This window comes from Microbacterium thalassium, from assembly GCF_014208045.1.
GTDB classification, from domain to species: Bacteria; Actinomycetota; Actinomycetes; order Actinomycetales; family Microbacteriaceae; genus Microbacterium; species Microbacterium thalassium.
This window is the reverse complement of sequence record NZ_JACHML010000001.1, coordinates 984,978-1,001,373: the sequence shown is the minus strand read 5'-3', so window position 1 is coordinate 1,001,373 and position 16,396 is coordinate 984,978. Positions and strand designations below refer to the sequence as shown.

The following is a 16,396-nucleotide window of genomic DNA, read 5'->3' as shown; positions in this document are numbered from 1 at the left end:
GGTTCCGTTCATCGGAACCGGGCGCTACGCTGACGCGGGGAGGTCGCGATGGCGCGAGGGTCTGCCGGTGAGTCGGTGCTTCACAAGCATCTGCGCGTGCTCGAGTCGTTCGATTCGATGCGCCCCTTCCTGAACCTGTCCGAGATCGCGGATGCCGCCGGCCTCGCGCCCTCGACCGCGCACCGGCTCGTCGGTGAGCTCGAGCGCGAGGGCCTGCTGGAGCGCATGCCCGACCGTTCGTACCGGCTCGGCATCCGCCTGTGGGAGTTCGCGTCGCGCACCCCCGGAGCCCTGGGGCTGCGCGAGCTCGCACGCCCCTGGCTCAGCGCCGTGCATGCGCGGGTGCGCCAGCACGCGCAGCTGGGGGTGCTGGCGGGCCGCGACGTGCTGTTCATCGAGCGCATGTCGACGCGGGATGCCGTCGTCAACGCGACCCTCATCGGGGGGCGGATCCCGCTCCCGCTGAGCTCGAGCGGGCTCGTGCTCCTCGCGCACGCCGATCCCGCCCTTGTCGACGACGTCATCGCGCATGGCTGGCCGCACCACACCGCCGAGACGATCCGCGGCGGGACGGCATTGCGGGAACGACTCGCGCGCGTGCGCGCCGACGGCTTCGCCGTCGCGGCGGGCCAGATCCACCTCGAGTCGCGGGGCATCGCCGTTCCCGTCATGGGACCGCACGGCGGCGTGTACGCCGCGATGGGCGTCGTCATCCCCAACGACGGCTCCACCCCGCTCCCGTCGATCGAGCTGCTCCGCATGGCGGCGGTGGGCATCACGCGCGACCTCGCGACCGCCTATCTGCCCGACAGCGGCCGCGACGGGCCCACGCCCGAGCACGGCCTCCAGCCGCTGCTGTCGATGTCGCGCCGGTCGTTGGAGTACTTCGAGGCCCACCCGGCCGACGTCGCCGCGCACCACGGTCACGGCGAATGGGCCGGCGCCGTATGACCACGATCGCGATCATGGGCCACGGCGAGGCCGGGCGCGCGTACGCCGAGGGCCTGCTCGGCGCCGGCGCGCACGTGCGCGCGTACGACCCGTACCGGCGCGTGGACGTTCCGGGTGTCCACGAGGCCGTGACCGTCGCCGACGCCCTCGTCGGCGCCGAGGCGGTGCTGAGCCTGGTCACCGCCGCCGAGAGCCGGGTGGCCGCGGCCGACGTCTTCGCGGCGGCGCCCGCCCCTGTCGTCTACATCGACATGAACACGTCCGCCCCCGACCTCAAGCGCGAGATCGCCGGCATGGCAGAGGAGGCCGGAGTCGATATGGCGGATGTCGCCATCCTCGCCCCGGTGATGCGCGCCGGGCACCGCACGCCGCTCATCGCCAGCGGGTCGGGCGCGGTTCGCGCAGCCGAGATCCTCGGTCCGCTGGGGGCTCCGGTGACGGTCGTCGACGGACCGCCCGGCGCGGCCGCGCGTCTCAAGCTGCTGCGGAGCGTCTTCATGAAGGGACTCGCCGCGCTGGTGATCGAAGGCACGAGCGCAGCCCGCGCCGAAGGCGCCGAGGAGTGGCTGCGCGGGCAGATCTCCACCGAACTGGGGCCGTCGGGCGCCGACCTGGTCGACCGCCTCGTCGAGGGGACCTACCTTCACGCCGTCCGCCGCGAGCACGAGATGCGCGACGCGCTCGCGCTCCTCGAAGAGACCGGCCGGCCGACGGACATGACGCGCGCCACGCTCGCGTGGCTGGAGCGCATCGTCTCCGCGCAGGGCGAGCCGAACCGCTCCTAGCCCAGGAGCGCGCGCAGGCCGTCGCGCACGGCGTCGAGCTGCTCCGGAGTCAGCGGCGACGTCAGCTCGCGATCGGCGGCGGCGACGAGCGGCCCCAGTCGCCGCCGCTCCGCGAGCCCGAGCTCGGTGAGGGTCACGGTGTTCCGGCGCGCGTCGTCCTGGTCGCGCTTGCGGGCGACGAGTCCGCGCCGCTCCATGCGCCGCACGAGGTCGGCGATGGTGGAGCGATCCAGGTCGACTTCGTCGCACAGCTCGCGCTGGCTCGCCTCGCCGAGCCGGTCGAGGATCACGAGGATGGAGTACTGCACGCTCGTGATCTCGGCCGAGACCATGCGCGCCCACGTCGCGACGTGCGCCTGCTGGGCGCGGCGGATCAGATAGCCGGTGTGGCGCTGCGGTTCCTGATCGGGATCGAACACGGCTCGATCATCGCAGAGCCGCGGCGCGGCGTTCGACGAAGACCCCCTCGAAGAACTGCGTCAGCTCGGCGCGCGCGGTCAGCGGCAGCACGTGGGCGATGTACTGATCCGGGCGCACGATCACGATCGCGCCGTCTTCGGCGATGCCCCGGGCGTCGAAGATGTCGTCGCTCGGGTCGATCGCCCACACCTTCTCCCAGTCCTGCAGGCCGAACGGCCCGGAGTGCGGACGCAGGATCTCGGGCACCGCGGCGATGTCGACGTTGTGGTGGCCGACACGGAAGACGCCGTGCACGTCGAAGACGCTGTCGACGTCGGCGTCGCGGACACGGAACCGCCACACCGGCGACTCCGGGTCGTCGCTCAGCCAGCGGGCGAAGTCCTGCAGCGCCGATCCGCCCTTGTCACCGAACGCGTAGAGCCGCCACCGGGCGTCCGCGACGTGCGCGTGCCCGAGCTGCATCCGCCTCGCGTCGGCCACGCGCACGACCGGCGCCGAGTGGAAGCGGGTCCCGATCTCGAAGCCCTGGGCCAGCGCCTGGTGGGTGTCCTCCCCCGTGAGGGTCGACGGCCGGTACTTCGTCGCCAGGCCCGCCGTGTAGCGACCCTGTCGCGCGAACTCGGACTGCATCTCCTCGGTCGTCACACCTCCGAGCTCGGGGTGGGCCGGATCGAGGGTGGGCTGCGCGATGAAGGCGGACCAGAACCGGTCGAAGTCGATGAGGTCCTGGGCGACCGACTGGCGCTCTGCCGAGTAGGTGTCCAGCAGCGACTCGTCCGAGCGGCCCTCGAGGACGGCCACGAGCTTCCAGCCGAGGTTGAAGGCGTCCATCATCGACACGTTCATGCCCTGACCCGCCTTGGCGGAGTGGGTGTGGCACGCGTCGCCCGCGATGAAGACATGCGGACGCCGGGTGCCCACGAGCTCGTCGGGGACGTCGTCGAAGCGGTCCGTCACGCGCTGACCGACCTCGTAGACCGACGACCAGGCGACCGAGCGAACGTCGATCGAGTACGGGTGCAGGATCGCGTTGGCGACCTCGGTGAGCTGCTCGACCGTCGTCTTGCGGATCTCGGTGTCGCCGGCGGGGACCTCGCCGAGGTCGACGTACAGGCGCACCATGTTGCCGCCCTCGCGCGGGATCATCAGCAGGCTCCCCTTGCCCGCCGACTGGATGACGTTCTTGGTGCGCCAGTCCGGGAAGTCGGTGTTCGCGAGCACGTCCATGACGCCCCACGCGTGGTTCGCCGCGTCCCCCTTCAGCTCGCGCCCGATCGCGCGGCGCACGTTGCTGCGCGCGCCGTCGCAGCCCACCACGTACTTCGCGCGCACGGTGAACTTCTCACCGGCCTGCTCGCCCGCGACGTGACGCAGGGTCACCTCGACGGGGTGCTCGCCGTCGCCGACGGTGAGGGTCACGAACTCGATGCCGTAGTCGGCGGTCAGCCGGCTCGCCGACTTCGCCGCGTGGTCGAGGAGGTACTGCTGCATGCGCGCCTGGTTGACGATGACGTGCGGGAACTCGCTCAGGCCGTCGGGGGTGTCCTGCACCCACCCGGTGCGGACGATGTTCGAGCGGTCCTTCTCGCTCGGCCCCCAGAACCGCACCTCGTTGACCCAGTACGCCTCGCGCACGAGCGCGTCAGCGAGGCCGAACGTCTGGAACATCTCGACCGTGCGCACCGCGACGCCGTCCGCGTGCCCGAGCTCCAAGGGTGTCTCGCGCCGCTCGACGATGCCGGTGCGGATGCCGGGGAACGCCGCGAGCTGGGCGGCGAGCACGGTGCCGGCAGGCCCTGTTCCGACGATGAGCACGTCGAGCTCGTCGGGAAGCCCCGCGGGGCGGGCGAGCGCCTCGGGCGCTGCGGGGTGGATGTCCGGGTCACCCGGGCGGTAGCCGTCTCGGTAGAACTGCATGGCTGAATCTCCCTCGATCCGCGCCGACTCTCGGCACGAAGACAGAATATACTCAGTACCCCAACGATTTCAAGTGCGTCTTCCCGACGCCTCTGTTGCCTCCTGCCCCGCGTCGGCGCTCTCGACCAGAACGAGCACCCGCTGGATGCGGGAAGTGAACTGCATCCACGCCCACGAGCGGGCGAGCGGTGCGCGGGAGTCGTTCGAGCATGACCCTGGAAGCTCGGATATCACGAGCTTTGTGAATTTCAATTCACGCAATTCCTCCATTCGTGGCGGAGTACGCTGACGAAATGGCACCGACAATCGCGAAGTCCGCGCCGGCCGCGCCGCCCCGAACGCGGCCGAAGGACCGGCGCCAGCACATCGCCATGGCGGCGGCGCTGGCCTTCTCGGAGCGCGGCTATCACCAGGTGAGCCTGAGCGACGTCGCCGACGCCGTCGGCATCTCGGCTCCGGCGCTATACCGCCATTTCCCCAACAAGTACGCCCTGTTCGTCGACGCCGCCCAGCGCCTGGCCCACGGGCTCATCGAGGCGACCGACGCCGTCGAGGTCCCCGAGGAACCCGACACCGCGCGCGAACGGCTGGACGCGCTGCTGAACGCCATCATCGCCAAGACGATCGAGAACCGACGGACCGGCGGGCTGTACCGCTGGGAGGGGCGCTACCTCGAGCGCCCCGAGCGCGACCGGCTGCGCGACGAGTTCGCGCGGCTGCGCGCCAGCATCCGCCGCCCCCTCGAGATGCTGCGCCCTGAACTCGACGAAGCGGATGCCGACATGCTCGCGACCGCCGCCCTGAGCGTCGTCGCGAGCATCACGACCCACCGCACGACGATGGCCCAGAAGCCGATGACCGAGCTCCTGATCGCGAGCGCCGACCGGATCCTCGCGGCGGACCTTCCGGCGCCGGCCGACGCGCCGTTCGTCGCCGAGACGGGACTGACCAGCTCGGCCAAGCGCGAGACGATGATCCGCGAGTCGATCTCGCTGTTCTATCACCGCGGGTATCACGAGACGTCGGTCGAGGACATCAGCGCCGCCGTCGGCATCACCGCCTCGGGGTTCTACCGACACTTCGCCAGCAAGTCCGAGATCCTCCTCGAGGCGTGCGTGCGCGCGGCCGAGCGGCTGAGCGCGACCGCGGCCGGCGCCCTGGCGTCGGCCGGGTCCTCGGGCGAGGCGCTGAGCCGTCTCGTCGACTCGTACGTGGACTACAGCTTCGTGCACCACGAGCTGGTCAGCGTCTACTTCTCGGACGTCGGCGCCCTCGACAAGGTCGACCAGACCCGACTGCAGGCGATCCAGCGCGACCACGTCGACGAATGGGTTGCCCTGCTGCAGGACGTGCGCCCCGACCGGTCGGCGAGCGCCGCGCGGTTCCTCGTCCACGCGGGACTCACCGTCGTGGTCGACGTGGGCCGTACGGTGCGGTTCGACGGCGCGCCGGAGACGCGCGCCCGAGTCGGAACCCTGGTGCGCGCGTCCATCGGCGTGGAGTGAGGCCGCTCAGCCCTTGTGCTTGCCGCCGTGCAGCATGCCGAGCATCTTCTCGGACAGGTGCATGTCGCGCTCCGAGCGGGTGGCATACTCGCCCACGACGGCGAGCCGAAGGAGGACCGTCCGTGGACATCGATGTCGTCGACCCGAGCCTGCGTGAGGCTGCGCGGCGCGCGCCCGCGTTCCGCCTCGAGAGCAGACTGGGGCTGTGGTCCGCGGCGACGCTGACGAGACTCGCGCCAGGTCGGACCGTCGAGGGAGTCCGCCGACGGATCGAGCGCCACGACGGCATCCGCCTGCGCGTCTACACACCGCCGTCCACTTCGGGAGCCGGGCTGCTGTGGATCCACGGCGGCGGACTCGTCATCGGCTCGGCGGCGATCGACGACGTGCCGTGCGGCAAGACCGCGCGCGACACCGGAGCGGTCGTGGTCTCGGTCGACTATCGCCTCGCGCCGCGGCATCCGTTCCCGGCCGCGATCGATGACGCGGCTGCGGCATTCGCGTGGCTGCTGGCGTCGGCGTCCGAACTCGGCGTCGACCCCGCGCGAATCGCGATCGGCGGGCAGAGCGCGGGCGGCGGTCTCGCCGCCGCACTCGTGCAGCGCCTGCACGACGAGGGCACACAGGTCTCGGCCCAGTGGCTGTTCTGCCCGATGCTCGACGACCGCACCGCGGCCCGGCGCGACCTCGATGCCGAGGACCACCTGGTGTGGAGCAACCGCGCCAATCGGGTCGGCTGGACGTCGTACCTCGGCGACCGCGTCGGGGCGGACGAACTGCCGCCCTACGCCGCCGCCGCGCGGCGGACCGACCTCGCCGGCCTGCCGCGCACGTGGCTCTACTCCTCCGACATCGAGCTGTTCTACGACGAGGACCGCCGGTACGCCGAGCGGCTCCGCTCCGCGGGCGTCGATGTCACGTTCGAGACCGTCCGCGGCGCTCCCCACGGCTTCGAGGCGTGGGCACCAGGCAGCGAGATGGCGCGCGCTCTCTTCCGGAGCGCCCGGGACTGGCTCCGCGACGCGCTGGAGCCGGGCGAGCGCTGAGGACAGCCTCGGTCTGGCGGCCTCTGGGCGGGTGCGCCCGCTCGCCCGCTCAGCGCCCCTCGTACTGACCCCGCCTCGGCGGAATAGAGGCCGAGGGGTACAAGGCGATGGACGAGCGTCGCGCCATCAAGGTGCTGCTCGACCCGCCCCGCTGACCCGCCCGTCAGCGGACGGCGCCCGCGCTGCGGTCGGCGACCACCTCTTCGCGCATCCGCCCGATGTCGACCTTGCCGGTCGGGGTGCGGTCGAGCGACGCGCGGAACACGATGTGCCGCGGGCGCTTGTAGCCGGCGAGCATCGTGTCGACGTGCGCCATCAGCTCGTCGGCGGTGACGTCGGCCGCGCGCTGCACGACGGCGGTCACGATCTCGCCGAAGCGCGGATCGGGCACCCCGAGCACGACGACGTCGGCCACCGCCGGATGCGTCAGCAGCGCCTCTTCGACGTCGAGCGGATACACCTTCTCGCCGCCGGTGTTGATGACACCGCTGCCGCGGCCGAGGAACTCGATGTGCCGGTCGTCCTCGACGCGCACCCAGTCGCCGGGGACGACATGGCGGATGCCGCCGATGACGGGGAACGTCGCCCGCGTCTTCTCGTGATCGCGGTGGTAGCCCAGCGGCAGGGCGCCGCGCTGCGCGAGCACGCCGAGGGCTCCCGGGCGGTCCTGGATCTCGCGCTGCTGGTCGTCGAGGACCACTGCCGTGGGGAACAGCTTGGGGCGCCCGGGAAGGTCCTCGACGCACGTCGTCGTCGTGGCCGCGAACACGCCTCCTTCGGTCGAGGCGAGCAGGTCGAAGATCGACAGGTCTCCCAGCTCGTGCAGGCGCCGCTTCGTCTCGGGGCTGAACCGCATGCCCGAGCTCATGACCGACGTCACGGTCGGCAGGCCGACCCCCAGGCGGTTCGCGGCCTCGACCAGCGGGATCGCGACGGCGTCGCCGGCGACGATGATGCGCGTCGCACCCTCGTCGTTCGCGAACCGTACGGCCGCCTCGGCGTCCAGGCGCGCGGACGAGGTCACGAGCACCGTGCCGCCGAGTGTCAGCGTGTTCATCGAGGTCGTCAGCGCCGTGCCGTGCATGAAGGGCGCGAGCGGCAGGTTGACGATCCGGGGCGTCGACGGATCCGCCGCGATCCGCGCGGCGTCGTCGACGGTCTCCGGCCAGGGCACGTCGGTCAGCGAATAGGTGGGCACCATCTGCGCCACGAACAGATCCCGCTCGTCCCAGCGCACCGCCTTGGGCCGCCCGGTCGTCCCGCCGGTGTAGATCCACAGCTCGGCGTCGTCGGGCGCGGCCGCCGGCAGCGGCTCGTCGCCGGCGACGGCATCCGCCCATGCGGTGCCCGGCAGCGGCTCGGTCTCGTCGTCGGGGATCGAGATGAGCAGGATGTCGTCGGCGGCCTCCGCGGCCGCCGGTCCCGCCACCGAAGCGAGCGAGGTCGGATACAGCAGCGCCTCGGCGCCGGAGTCGTCCAGGAGCGCCGTGATCTCGCCGGCGCGCAGCCGGAAGTTCAGGGGCACCGGCGTGATGCCGGTCGCCAGGCACGCGAACAGCGTGATCAGGAACTCGGGGCGGTTGTGCAGCAGCATCGCGACGGCGTCGCCGGAGCGGATGCCCTGACGCTGCAGGGTCGCGGCGAGCGACCCCGCCTCGCGCGCGAAGCGCTCATAGGTCCAGGCGTCGTCCTGGGTGCGGATCGCGAAGCGATCGGGCACGGCTCGGGCGACCGCCTGCCATACATCGGCGTAGTGGGCACGCATGGCCCATAGTCTGACCCGCCGCACCCCCGCTCGGAATGCGTCCTTCCGGCGGGCAGGAGGCCGATCTGCGCGCACTCCGCGCGCACGACGAAGGGGGCGGATGCAGCATCCGCCCCCTTCGCGTCAGCCGGTCCCGCCGGTCAGGCCGTTGCGGCGGCCGTGCGCCAGCCGCCCTGGTACTCCGTACGCGCGGTCTCGGCGTAGGGCACCGGGCTCACGATGGCGCGCACGGCGATCTGCTCGTGCGGCTCGACGGTGGTCTTGCCCGACCCGCCGTTCGGCTCGCCCCACACCACGCGCACCTCGGCGCCGATCGGCACGTCGGCGTCGACGGTCGCCAGCGACAGACCGCGCTTCTCGTTCGCGGTGACGCCCGTGAACAGCGACAGGCCGATGGTGTTGCCGTCGGCGTCGATGACGGCGTCGAAGTTCGACGAGCCGTAGTTCGCGTTGGGCAGGTCGAAGAACTGGTAGCCGGGACCCTCGCGGTCCAGGGGCGAGCTGAGGACCTTGGCGAGGTCCTCGTCGTTCCAGGCCAGCGTGACCTTCTTGCGCTGCGTCGACGGGTCGATCTTCTCGAGCGCCTCGCGGCCGATGAAGTCGTGGTCGAACTTCACGAACGAGCCGTAGCCGAGCTCCCACGGGTTCAGGTAGTAGTCCTCGATGTCGTCCGAGACGAACGACCCGGCGAGGGCGTTGATGGCCTCGTAGCTCTTGGCGCCCGACCACTCGCGGAACTTCCGCTCGATCTCGCCGCCGGTGTAGATGGCGGGGAGCGGCGAGGGGATCCAGCCCGACTCGAGCGTGTTCGACGAGTAGGCGCGCGAGCCGCAGGGCTCGATGCCGAACTCGGCACCGGCCTCGAGGATCGCCTCGCGGATCTTGCCGTGCTGCTCGTAGGGTCCCCACAGCTCGAGGCCCGGGGCGCCCGCCATGCCGTGGCGGAGCGTGCGGACCTGCTCGCCGGCGATGGTCATGTGGCCCATGTGGAAGAACTTGACCTTCTCCATCGGGCCGCCGTTGAGCTTCTCGATGATGGCCCACGCGTTCGGGCCCTGGATCTGGAAGCGGTAGTACTCGCGGTGCACGGCCTCGCCGTAGGGGCGCGACGGCGAGCGGTCGTCGTAGCGGATCTCGACGTCGTAGCCGCCGGTCTCGGCGTGGAACTGCAGCCAGTTCGCCGCCGGCGCGCGGCCGACGTACACGTACTCGTCCTCCGCCTCGCGGAAGAGGATGCCGTCGCCGATGACGCCGCCGGTCGAGGAGGTCGGCACGTACTGCTTGGCGGTGTCGACCGGGAAGTTCGCCACCGAGTTGATGGCCGTGTCGCTGATCAGCTTGATCGCCTCGGGTCCCGACATGAACAGGTTCACCATGTGGTGCGACTGGTCGAACAGCACGGCGGTCTCGCGCCAGGACTTCTGCTCGCGGCGCCAGTTGCTGAACTCGGCGGGAACGACCGGATAGATGTAGGTTCCGAGCTTCGAGTCGCGGAGCATCTGCACGATGTTCCCCTGCTCGTCGAGCAGCTCCTGGAGGTTGTCGGCCATGATGTCTCCTTCGACGTCGTCGTCTTGGTCCGATGCGATGCTACGGAGCCAATTTACCTATGTCAATAGGTATTTCGATTTCCCTATGAATATAGGTATGCTCGCCACCACGCAGGTTCCGACGGGCGTGGCCTCCCAGACCTCGCCTCCGCCCTGAGCCCGTTGTCAAGGAGGACACGACATGGCCACGTTCGAGAACTTCGACCTCGCCCATCTGGGCGGCATCGAGCTGTTCACCCCCAAGTTCGAAGAGAGTCTGCACTTCTTCCGCGACATCTGCGCGATGCGCGAAGTCGAGCGGATCGGCGACTCCGCCTACCTGCGCTGCTGGGACGAGTACCAGCTGTACACGCTGAAGCTCACCGCCTCCGACACCAACGGCGTCGGTCGCACCCTCTACCGCACCACCAGCGAAGAGGCGCTGCAGCGCCGCGTGAAGGCGATCGAGGACTCCGGGCTCGGCCACGGCTGGCGCGAGCCCGAGGTCGGCGTCGGCCGCTCGTACGAGTTCGAGGACCCGGACGGGCATCTCATGGCGCTGTACTACGACACCGAGCACTACGTGCCCGACGACGAGGACCGCCCGGCGCTGAAGAACCAGGCATCCGCCTACCCCGGCCGCGGCATCAACGCCCGCCGCATGGACCACATCAACTATCTGGCGTCGGACGTCAACGCCGCCGGCGAGTTCTGGCGCGACGTCATGAAGTCACGCGAATCCGAGCGCGTCAAGCTCGATGCCGGCGGCTACGGCGCGTGGTGGTTCCGGTTCCACCAGAAGTCCTACGACGTCGTCTACTCCGACGACTGGACGAGGCAGCGCGGCCGGTTCCACCACTTCGCGATCGCCCCGGACTCCCGTGAGGACATCCTCAAGGCCGCCGACATCTGCCTCGAGAACGGCATCTACATCGAGTACGGCCCCTACAAGCACGCCATCAACCAGACGTTCTTCCTGTACGTGTGGGAGCCCGGCGGCAACCGCATCGAGTTCGCCACCGCGCAGGGCCGGCTCATCCTCGACCCCGACTGGCCGGTCGTGGAGTGGAGCCAGGCCGAACGCGCCAAGGGCCAGGCGTGGGGCATGAAGACCGTCCCCACCTTCCACACCCACGGCACGCCGTTCGTCGAGCACCAGGAGGAGATCGACCGCGCCGCGCTCGAGGGCAGAGAGTTCGTCCTGCCCGAGGGCGACGTCGAGAACGAGTAGCCGCAGCGGACGCAGGCGGCCCGTACACCATAAGGTGTACCATGGTGTCATGGGGCGCACCAACATCGACATCGACGAAGAGCTGGTGGCTGAGGTCATGGGCCGGTACCGGCTGGAGTCGAAGCGCAGCGCGGTGGACTTCGCGCTGCGGAACCTGATCGCGCAGCCGTTGTCGATGGACGAGATTCTTGCGATGCGCGGCACCGGCATCGAATTCGACAACGACGAGGTCGAGGGCGGCTGGACCGCAGCGTGATCATCGACACGTCCGTATGGATCGAGTTCCTGCGGTCCGGACCTTCCGATGCCGGCGATCACCTCGCGGCCAGGATCAAGCAGGAGGAACGGATCGTGGTTCCCGAGACTGTGCTGCTCGAGCTTCTCAGCGGCCCGACCGACGAACTGGTCGCAGCGCGGCGCCGACGGATGCTGGAGTCCTTCGAGATCGCACCGTCCGAACCGGTCGTCGACGCGCTGCGGGCGGCGGCGCTGCAACGCGAGTGCCGCCGTGCAGGCGAAACGGTCCGGAGCCTCGGGGACTGCCTCATCGCCGCGGTCTCACTGCGGCTGGCGCTGCCGGTGCTCCACCGCGACCGTGACTTCGAGGTCTTGCGGGCGCACTGCGGGGTTCAGACCGTTTCGCTGCTCTGACCGGGCGGCATTCGCTCAGGCCGTCGTCGACCCGGGTCGAGACGCCCGAGCGACCCGCCGATCAGCGGGCGAGCTGGCGCCCGATGATCTCCTTCATGATCTCGGTCGTGCCGCCGAAGATGGTCGCGACGCGGGAGTCCATGTAGTCGTGCGCGACCGCGTACTCGCGCATGTAGCCGTAGCCGCCATGCAGCTGCAGCGCCCGCTGGATGACCCGCTGGTGCAGCTCGGTCGCCCACCACTTCGCCATCGCCGCGGTCGTGGCGTCGAGCGCGTGGTTCGAGACGTCCACGATGCAGCGGTCGATGAACGTCTGCGTCACCTCGATCTCGGTCGCCAGCTCCGCCAGATAGAACCGATTGGCCTGGAAGTCGATGACCCGCTGCCCGAAGGCGCGCCGGTCCTTCGCATAGCCCAGCGCATCCTCGAACGTCGCGCGCATGCGCGCCATCGCCGTGATCGCGATGCTCATCCGCTCCATGGGGAGGTTGTGCCGCATGTTCGCCAGACCCTCGCCCAACTCGCCGAGGACGTTCGACTTCGGGATGCGGACGTCCGAGAACGACAGCTCCGCGGTGTCCTGCGCCGACAGGCCGATCTTCTTGAGCGGACCCGTGCGGGCGAATCCGGGCGCGTCGGCGTCGATCACGACGAGGCTGATGCCCTTGCGGTCGGATGCGGGGTCGGTGCGCACGGCCGTGACGAAGAAGTCCGCCAGCATGCCGTTCGAGATGAACGTCTTCGCGCCGTTGACCACCAGGTCGTCACCGTCGGGGAGCGCGGTCGTCGCGATCCCGGAGAGATCCGACCCGGTGCCCGGCTCGGTCAGCGCGATCGCGCCGACCTTCTCGCCCGCGATCATGGGGGCCAGCCACCGCTCGTTCTGCTCGGGGGTGCCGAAGGCGACGAGGTAGGGGGCCACCAGGTCGTTCTCGCCGCAGATCGACATCGAGACGTCCGTCGCGCCGACCCGGGCGAGCTCCTCGGTGAGGATCGCGTTGTACCGGAAGTCGTCGACGCCGCCGCCGCCGAACTCCTCCGGGGCGTTGATGCCGATCAGCCCCGACTCCGCGGCCTTGGCGAACAGGCTCCGATCCACCTGACCGGCGGCGCTCCACGCCTCCACGTTCGGAAGCACCTCGCGCTTGACGAACTCGCGGACGGCGTCGCGGAACTGCTCGTGCTCCTCATCGAAGAGGGTTCGGGGAAGGGCTACGTTGACCATGCCAATCATAGTAAACGTCATCTATATTGGCCGTCAACGACTTATTGCGAGCGGCGCCCGCCCGCGGGCTACTTCCAGACGTCGTCCGCGATCGCGACGACCTCCCGGATCTTCGCCCACTGCTCGTCCTCGGTGAGCGTGTTCCCCTCTTCGGTCGAGGCGAAGCCGCACTGCGGGCTGAGCGCCAGCTGGTCGAGGGAGGCGAACGCGGAGGCCTCGTCGATGCGCTTCTTGATGGCGTCCACGTCCTCGAGCTCACCCGACTTCGACGTGATGAGACCGAGCACGACGGTCTTGTCGCCCTCGGGCAGGAACCGCAGCGGCTCGAAGCCGCCGGCGCGCTCGCTGTCGTACTCGAGGAAGTACCCGTCGTAGTTCGTGTGGTCCAGCAGCGCCTCGGCGACCGGCTCGTAGCCGCCCGACGAGATCCAGGTCGACCGGAAGTTGCCGCGGCACACGTGCGTCGTGATCTTCAGATCGTCGGGCTTGCCCTCGAGGATGCGGTTGAGCATGCCGGAATAGCGCTCGGCGATGCCGTCCGTCTCGATGCCGCGCGCCCGCGCCTTCTCGAGCTCGACATCGGAGCACAGGTACGCCCACGCGGTGTCGTCGAACTGCAGGTAGCGGCATCCGGCGTCGTAGAACGCCTGCACCGCGTCGCGATACGCCTGCACGAGGTCGTCGACGATGTCGTCGCGGTGCTCGTACGGAGCCGCGAGGTGCCCCGGCTCGAGGCGGAAGTCGAGGACCGTGGGCGCCGGGATCGAGAACTTCGGCATCGCCCCGGTGGTGCGGGCGAGCGTGTCGCGCAGGAAGCGGAAGTGGCTCAGGAACGGGTGGTCGTCGCTGAAGCCGACCTTCTTCGAGATCTGAAGGCCGCGGGGCTTGGTCTGCACGCCCTGGAACTGGATGCCGTGGTCGAGTTCGACGATCTCGACGCCGTCGAGCAGCCCGAAGAAGTCGAAGTGCCACCACGAGCGGCGGAACTCGCCGTCGGTGGCGAGCTTCAGGCCGGCATCCGCCTCCTTCTTGACGAGGTCGATGATCGCGTCGTCCTCGACGGCGTGGAGCGCCTGCGTGGACAGGTCGCCGAGGGCGTGGTCGTGCCGGGCCTCGTGGACCGCGGCGGGACGGAGGAAGCTGCCGACGATGTCGGCCCGGAACGGAGGCTCATGGGACATGTCGCGAGCCTACGCCCGGCACGAGCCGCACACGAGCCGTGTGTCACCGACGGTCACAGCCGGGCCGCCCGCGCCGCGGGTCAGCCGACGTCGTCGATGGCGATGCGGCGAAGCAGCCCCGTGAGGTGCTCGCGCGCGGCGGGTGTCAGCGCGGCGTACGTGCGGTCGTCGGCCGCCCTCGCCGCGGCGCGCGCGTCGGCCGCGAGCCGCTCCCCGGCCGGGGTCGCGACCACGACCTTCGCGCGGCGGTCGTCCGGGTCGGGGAGACGCTCGACCAGCCCGCGCCGCTCCAGATCGTCGACGAGCACGACGATCTGACTCGGGTCCAGACGGAGGAAGTCGGCGAGCTCACGCTGCGACGGACGGACATCGTCGGCGACGATCGCGAGCACCGCGAAGGCGCGCACCTTCAGGCCGTGTTCGGCGAGCGCGGCGTTCACCTCGGCCACCGACATCGCGTTGGCGCGCGCGAGCAGGAAGCTGAGGTCGTCGCCGAGCGGCGAAGACGTCAGCCGGTCTGCGGCGGGGATGGCACGGGCACGAGGCATGGGCGCCATCGTAGCCCAAGATGGGTGAACAGAAGGACTATTGACTTTCTCAATAGAATTCGGTTTGAATGGGCGGCGGAGCAGCAACTCGAAGGAGAGACATGCGCAATCGCGGACTCGGATTCTGGCTCGCCAAGCGGCGCCTGAAGAACCCCGACAAGCCGGCGATCGTGTTCGACGAGGACGTGATCACGTACCGAGAGATCGCCGACGCCGCCGACCGCGTGGCCGCGGTGCTGTGGCATCGCGGCATCCGCAAGGGCGATTCCGTCGCCTACATCGGCGAGAACAGCCCGCAGTTCCTGCAGGTGCTGTTCGGCGCCGCCCAGATCGGGGCCGTGTTCGTCCCGGTCAACACGCGCCTCGCGGCGCCCGAGATCACCCACGTGCTCACCGACTCCGGGGCACGGGCGCTGATCCTCGACCTGGACTTCCTCGAGCGGGCGATGCCGGGCGTCGAGGCGGGGCGCATCGCGCACGTCATCGTCACCGGCGAGGGCACCGCGGACAACCCCGGTCTCACCGTGCAGATGACCGAGACCACCGGCGGCCACACGATCGCGGATGTGACGCTGGACGATCCGGCCGCGATCATCTACACGTCTGGGACGACCGGAAAGCCCAAGGGCGCCGTGCTCACGAACGGCAACCTGACCTGGGCGGCCATCAACTGCATCATCGACTACGACGTGGCCTTCGCCGAGAAGTCGCTCATGATCTCGCCGATGTTCCACGTCGCGGCGCTCGGCATGGGGGCTCTGCCGGCGATCCTCAAGGGCGGGACGCTCGTCCTCGAGAAGGCCTTCGATCCGGGTCGGGCGCTCGCCCTCATCCAGCGCCACGGCATCACGATGCTCGCGGGCGTGCCGACGACCTTCCAGATGATGGCGGACCACCCCGACTGGGCATCCACCGACCTGTCGACGCTGGAGAAGCTCACGTGCGGCGGGTCGGCCGTGCCCACCCGCATCCTGAACGCCTACGAGGAGCGCGGCCTCAGCTTCTCGCAGGGATACGGCATGACCGAGACCTCGCCCGGCGCGACGGGACTGGCCCCGGAGAAGACCCGCGAGAAGCAGGGCAGCGTCGGGCTGCCGCAGTTCTTCACCGAGGTGCGGATCGCCGACGAGAACGGCGACATGGTGCCGCGCGGCACGGTCGGCGAGATCGAGATCTCGGGCCCGAACGTCTTCCCCGGCTACCACGGGCTTCCCGAGGCGACGGCGAAGTCGTTCACGGACGACGGCTGGTTTCGATCCGGGGATCTGGGCTACCTGGATCCCGACGGATTCCTCTACATCGCCGACCGACTGAAGGACATGATCATCTCGGGCGGCGAGAACATCTACCCCGCCGAGATCGAGAACCTCATCAACGACATCGAGGGCATCTCGGGCGTCGCCGTCGTCGGCATCCCCGACGAGCGCTGGGGCGAGGTCCCGTGGGCGGTCGTCACGGTGCGCGAGGGCACCGAGGTCGACACCGAGTCGGTGCGAGAGCACCTGGACGGCGTACTGGCCCGGTACAAGCTGCCCAAGAACGTCGTGGTCGTCGAGGACTTCCCGCGGACCGCATCCGGCAAGATCCGCAAGGCCGACCTGCGCGCCCGATTCGGTCGTTCCTCCTAGCGGACGAGCGGCGC

The 16,396-nt window shown here is 69.9% G+C and carries 15 protein-coding genes; 8 read left to right on the top strand and 7 right to left on the bottom strand.

What is annotated here, in order from left to right; genetic code table 11:
* Nucleotides 1-48: 48 nt before the first annotated feature.
* Together HD594_RS04715 and HD594_RS04710 are read left to right on the top strand one after the other, a co-directional pair.
* Complete coding sequence (locus tag HD594_RS04715; protein WP_184749852.1) at nt 49-951, top strand: IclR family transcriptional regulator; 903 nt, start codon at nt 49-51, stop codon at nt 949-951.
* Entirely contained in the window at nt 948-1,736 is a 789-nt protein-coding gene (locus HD594_RS04710; RefSeq protein ID WP_184749851.1) for a DUF1932 domain-containing protein, read from the top strand. The genes HD594_RS04715 and HD594_RS04710 overlap by 4 nt, the downstream gene beginning before the upstream one ends.
* Here the strand turns inward: HD594_RS04710 and HD594_RS04705 are convergent.
* Nucleotides 1,733-2,155, bottom strand: coding sequence for a MarR family winged helix-turn-helix transcriptional regulator (locus HD594_RS04705; protein ID WP_221446555.1), 423 nt, complete (start codon nt 2,153-2,155; stop codon nt 1,733-1,735). The two genes, HD594_RS04710 and HD594_RS04705, sit on opposite strands and share 4 nt — an antisense overlap.
* A gap of 7 nt (nt 2,156-2,162) precedes the next feature.
* Nucleotides 2,163-4,073 (bottom strand): FAD-dependent monooxygenase, encoded by a 1,911-nt coding sequence (locus HD594_RS04700; RefSeq protein ID WP_184749850.1) that lies wholly within the window; start codon nt 4,071-4,073, stop codon nt 2,163-2,165.
* Between the two features lie 293 nt (nt 4,074-4,366).
* Between HD594_RS04700 and HD594_RS04695 the strand changes: the two genes are divergently transcribed.
* Both HD594_RS04695 and HD594_RS04690 read left to right on the top strand, forming a co-directional pair.
* Nucleotides 4,367-5,578: a TetR/AcrR family transcriptional regulator gene (locus tag HD594_RS04695; protein WP_184749849.1), complete on the top strand. Its 1,212-nt coding sequence runs from the start codon at nt 4,367-4,369 to the stop codon at nt 5,576-5,578.
* A 122-nt stretch (nt 5,579-5,700) separates the two neighbouring features.
* Nucleotides 5,701-6,624, top strand: coding sequence for an alpha/beta hydrolase (locus HD594_RS04690; protein ID WP_184749848.1), 924 nt, complete (start codon nt 5,701-5,703; stop codon nt 6,622-6,624).
* 163 nt (nt 6,625-6,787) lie between these two features.
* Here the strand turns inward: HD594_RS04690 and HD594_RS04685 are convergent, their stop codons facing one another.
* Together HD594_RS04685 and ligM are read right to left on the bottom strand one after the other, a co-directional pair.
* Entirely contained in the window at nt 6,788-8,389 is a 1,602-nt protein-coding gene (locus HD594_RS04685) for an AMP-binding protein (RefSeq protein ID WP_184749847.1), read from the bottom strand.
* A gap of 140 nt (nt 8,390-8,529) precedes the next feature.
* Nucleotides 8,530-9,939, bottom strand: a complete 1,410-nt coding sequence (ligM, locus tag HD594_RS04680) for a vanillate/3-O-methylgallate O-demethylase (RefSeq protein ID WP_221446554.1) — start codon at nt 9,937-9,939, stop codon at nt 8,530-8,532.
* 181 nt (nt 9,940-10,120) lie between these two features.
* Between ligM and HD594_RS04675 the strand changes: the two genes are divergently transcribed.
* From HD594_RS04675 to vapC, 3 genes are read left to right on the top strand one after another with little or no spacing between them, the layout of a single operon-like run.
* Nucleotides 10,121-11,149: a VOC family protein gene (locus tag HD594_RS04675; protein WP_184749846.1), complete on the top strand. Its 1,029-nt coding sequence runs from the start codon at nt 10,121-10,123 to the stop codon at nt 11,147-11,149.
* A 49-nt stretch (nt 11,150-11,198) separates the two neighbouring features.
* Nucleotides 11,199-11,405, top strand: a complete 207-nt coding sequence (locus HD594_RS04670) for a type II toxin-antitoxin system VapB family antitoxin (RefSeq protein ID WP_184749845.1) — start codon at nt 11,199-11,201, stop codon at nt 11,403-11,405.
* Nucleotides 11,402-11,800: a type II toxin-antitoxin system VapC family toxin gene (gene vapC / locus HD594_RS04665; RefSeq protein WP_184749844.1), complete on the top strand. Its 399-nt coding sequence runs from the start codon at nt 11,402-11,404 to the stop codon at nt 11,798-11,800. The genes HD594_RS04670 and vapC overlap by 4 nt, the downstream gene beginning before the upstream one ends.
* 61 nt (nt 11,801-11,861) lie before the next feature.
* Here the strand turns inward: vapC and HD594_RS04660 are convergent, their stop codons facing one another.
* The 3 genes from HD594_RS04660 to HD594_RS04650 form a co-directional block, all read right to left on the bottom strand.
* Nucleotides 11,862-13,025, bottom strand: a complete 1,164-nt coding sequence (locus HD594_RS04660; protein WP_184749843.1) for an acyl-CoA dehydrogenase family protein — start codon at nt 13,023-13,025, stop codon at nt 11,862-11,864.
* Between the two features lie 68 nt (nt 13,026-13,093).
* A complete protein-coding gene (locus tag HD594_RS04655; protein ID WP_184749842.1) occupies nt 13,094-14,206 on the bottom strand; it encodes a 5-methyltetrahydropteroyltriglutamate--homocysteine S-methyltransferase in 1,113 nt (370 codons plus the stop codon).
* 80 nt (nt 14,207-14,286) lie between these two features.
* Complete coding sequence (locus HD594_RS04650) at nt 14,287-14,754, bottom strand: MarR family winged helix-turn-helix transcriptional regulator (protein ID WP_184749841.1); 468 nt, start codon at nt 14,752-14,754, stop codon at nt 14,287-14,289.
* 101 nt (nt 14,755-14,855) lie between these two features.
* On the opposite strand from HD594_RS04650, the gene HD594_RS04645 reads away from it, so the two are divergent.
* Nucleotides 14,856-16,382 carry an acyl-CoA synthetase gene (locus tag HD594_RS04645; RefSeq protein WP_184749840.1) on the top strand — a complete coding sequence of 509 codons (1,527 nt, stop codon included), beginning with the start codon at nt 14,856-14,858 and terminating at the stop codon, nt 16,380-16,382.
* Nucleotides 16,383-16,396: the final 14 nt, after the last annotated feature.

What these genes read in the sequence shown, in the direction of transcription:
- HD594_RS04715 (WP_184749852.1), top strand. Translation starts at nt 49, where the DNA reads ATGGCGCGAGGGTCTGCCGGTGAGTCGGTGCTTCACAAGCATCTGCGC.
- HD594_RS04710 (WP_184749851.1), top strand. Translation starts at nt 948, where the DNA reads ATGACCACGATCGCGATCATGGGCCACGGCGAGGCCGGGCGCGCGTAC.
- HD594_RS04700 (WP_184749850.1), bottom strand. Translation starts at nt 4,073, where the DNA reads ATGCAGTTCTACCGAGACGGCTACCGCCCGGGTGACCCGGACATCCAC.
- HD594_RS04695 (WP_184749849.1), top strand. Translation starts at nt 4,367, where the DNA reads ATGGCACCGACAATCGCGAAGTCCGCGCCGGCCGCGCCGCCCCGAACG.
- HD594_RS04685 (WP_184749847.1), bottom strand. Translation starts at nt 8,389, where the DNA reads ATGCGTGCCCACTACGCCGATGTATGGCAGGCGGTCGCCCGAGCCGTG.
- ligM (WP_221446554.1), bottom strand. Translation starts at nt 9,939, where the DNA reads ATGGCCGACAACCTCCAGGAGCTGCTCGACGAGCAGGGGAACATCGTG.
- HD594_RS04675 (WP_184749846.1), top strand. Translation starts at nt 10,121, where the DNA reads ATGGCCACGTTCGAGAACTTCGACCTCGCCCATCTGGGCGGCATCGAG.
- HD594_RS04670 (WP_184749845.1), top strand. Translation starts at nt 11,199, where the DNA reads ATGGGGCGCACCAACATCGACATCGACGAAGAGCTGGTGGCTGAGGTC.
- HD594_RS04660 (WP_184749843.1), bottom strand. Translation starts at nt 13,025, where the DNA reads ATGGTCAACGTAGCCCTTCCCCGAACCCTCTTCGATGAGGAGCACGAG.
- HD594_RS04655 (WP_184749842.1), bottom strand. Translation starts at nt 14,206, where the DNA reads ATGTCCCATGAGCCTCCGTTCCGGGCCGACATCGTCGGCAGCTTCCTC.
- HD594_RS04650 (WP_184749841.1), bottom strand. Translation starts at nt 14,754, where the DNA reads ATGCCTCGTGCCCGTGCCATCCCCGCCGCAGACCGGCTGACGTCTTCG.
- HD594_RS04645 (WP_184749840.1), top strand. Translation starts at nt 14,856, where the DNA reads ATGCGCAATCGCGGACTCGGATTCTGGCTCGCCAAGCGGCGCCTGAAG.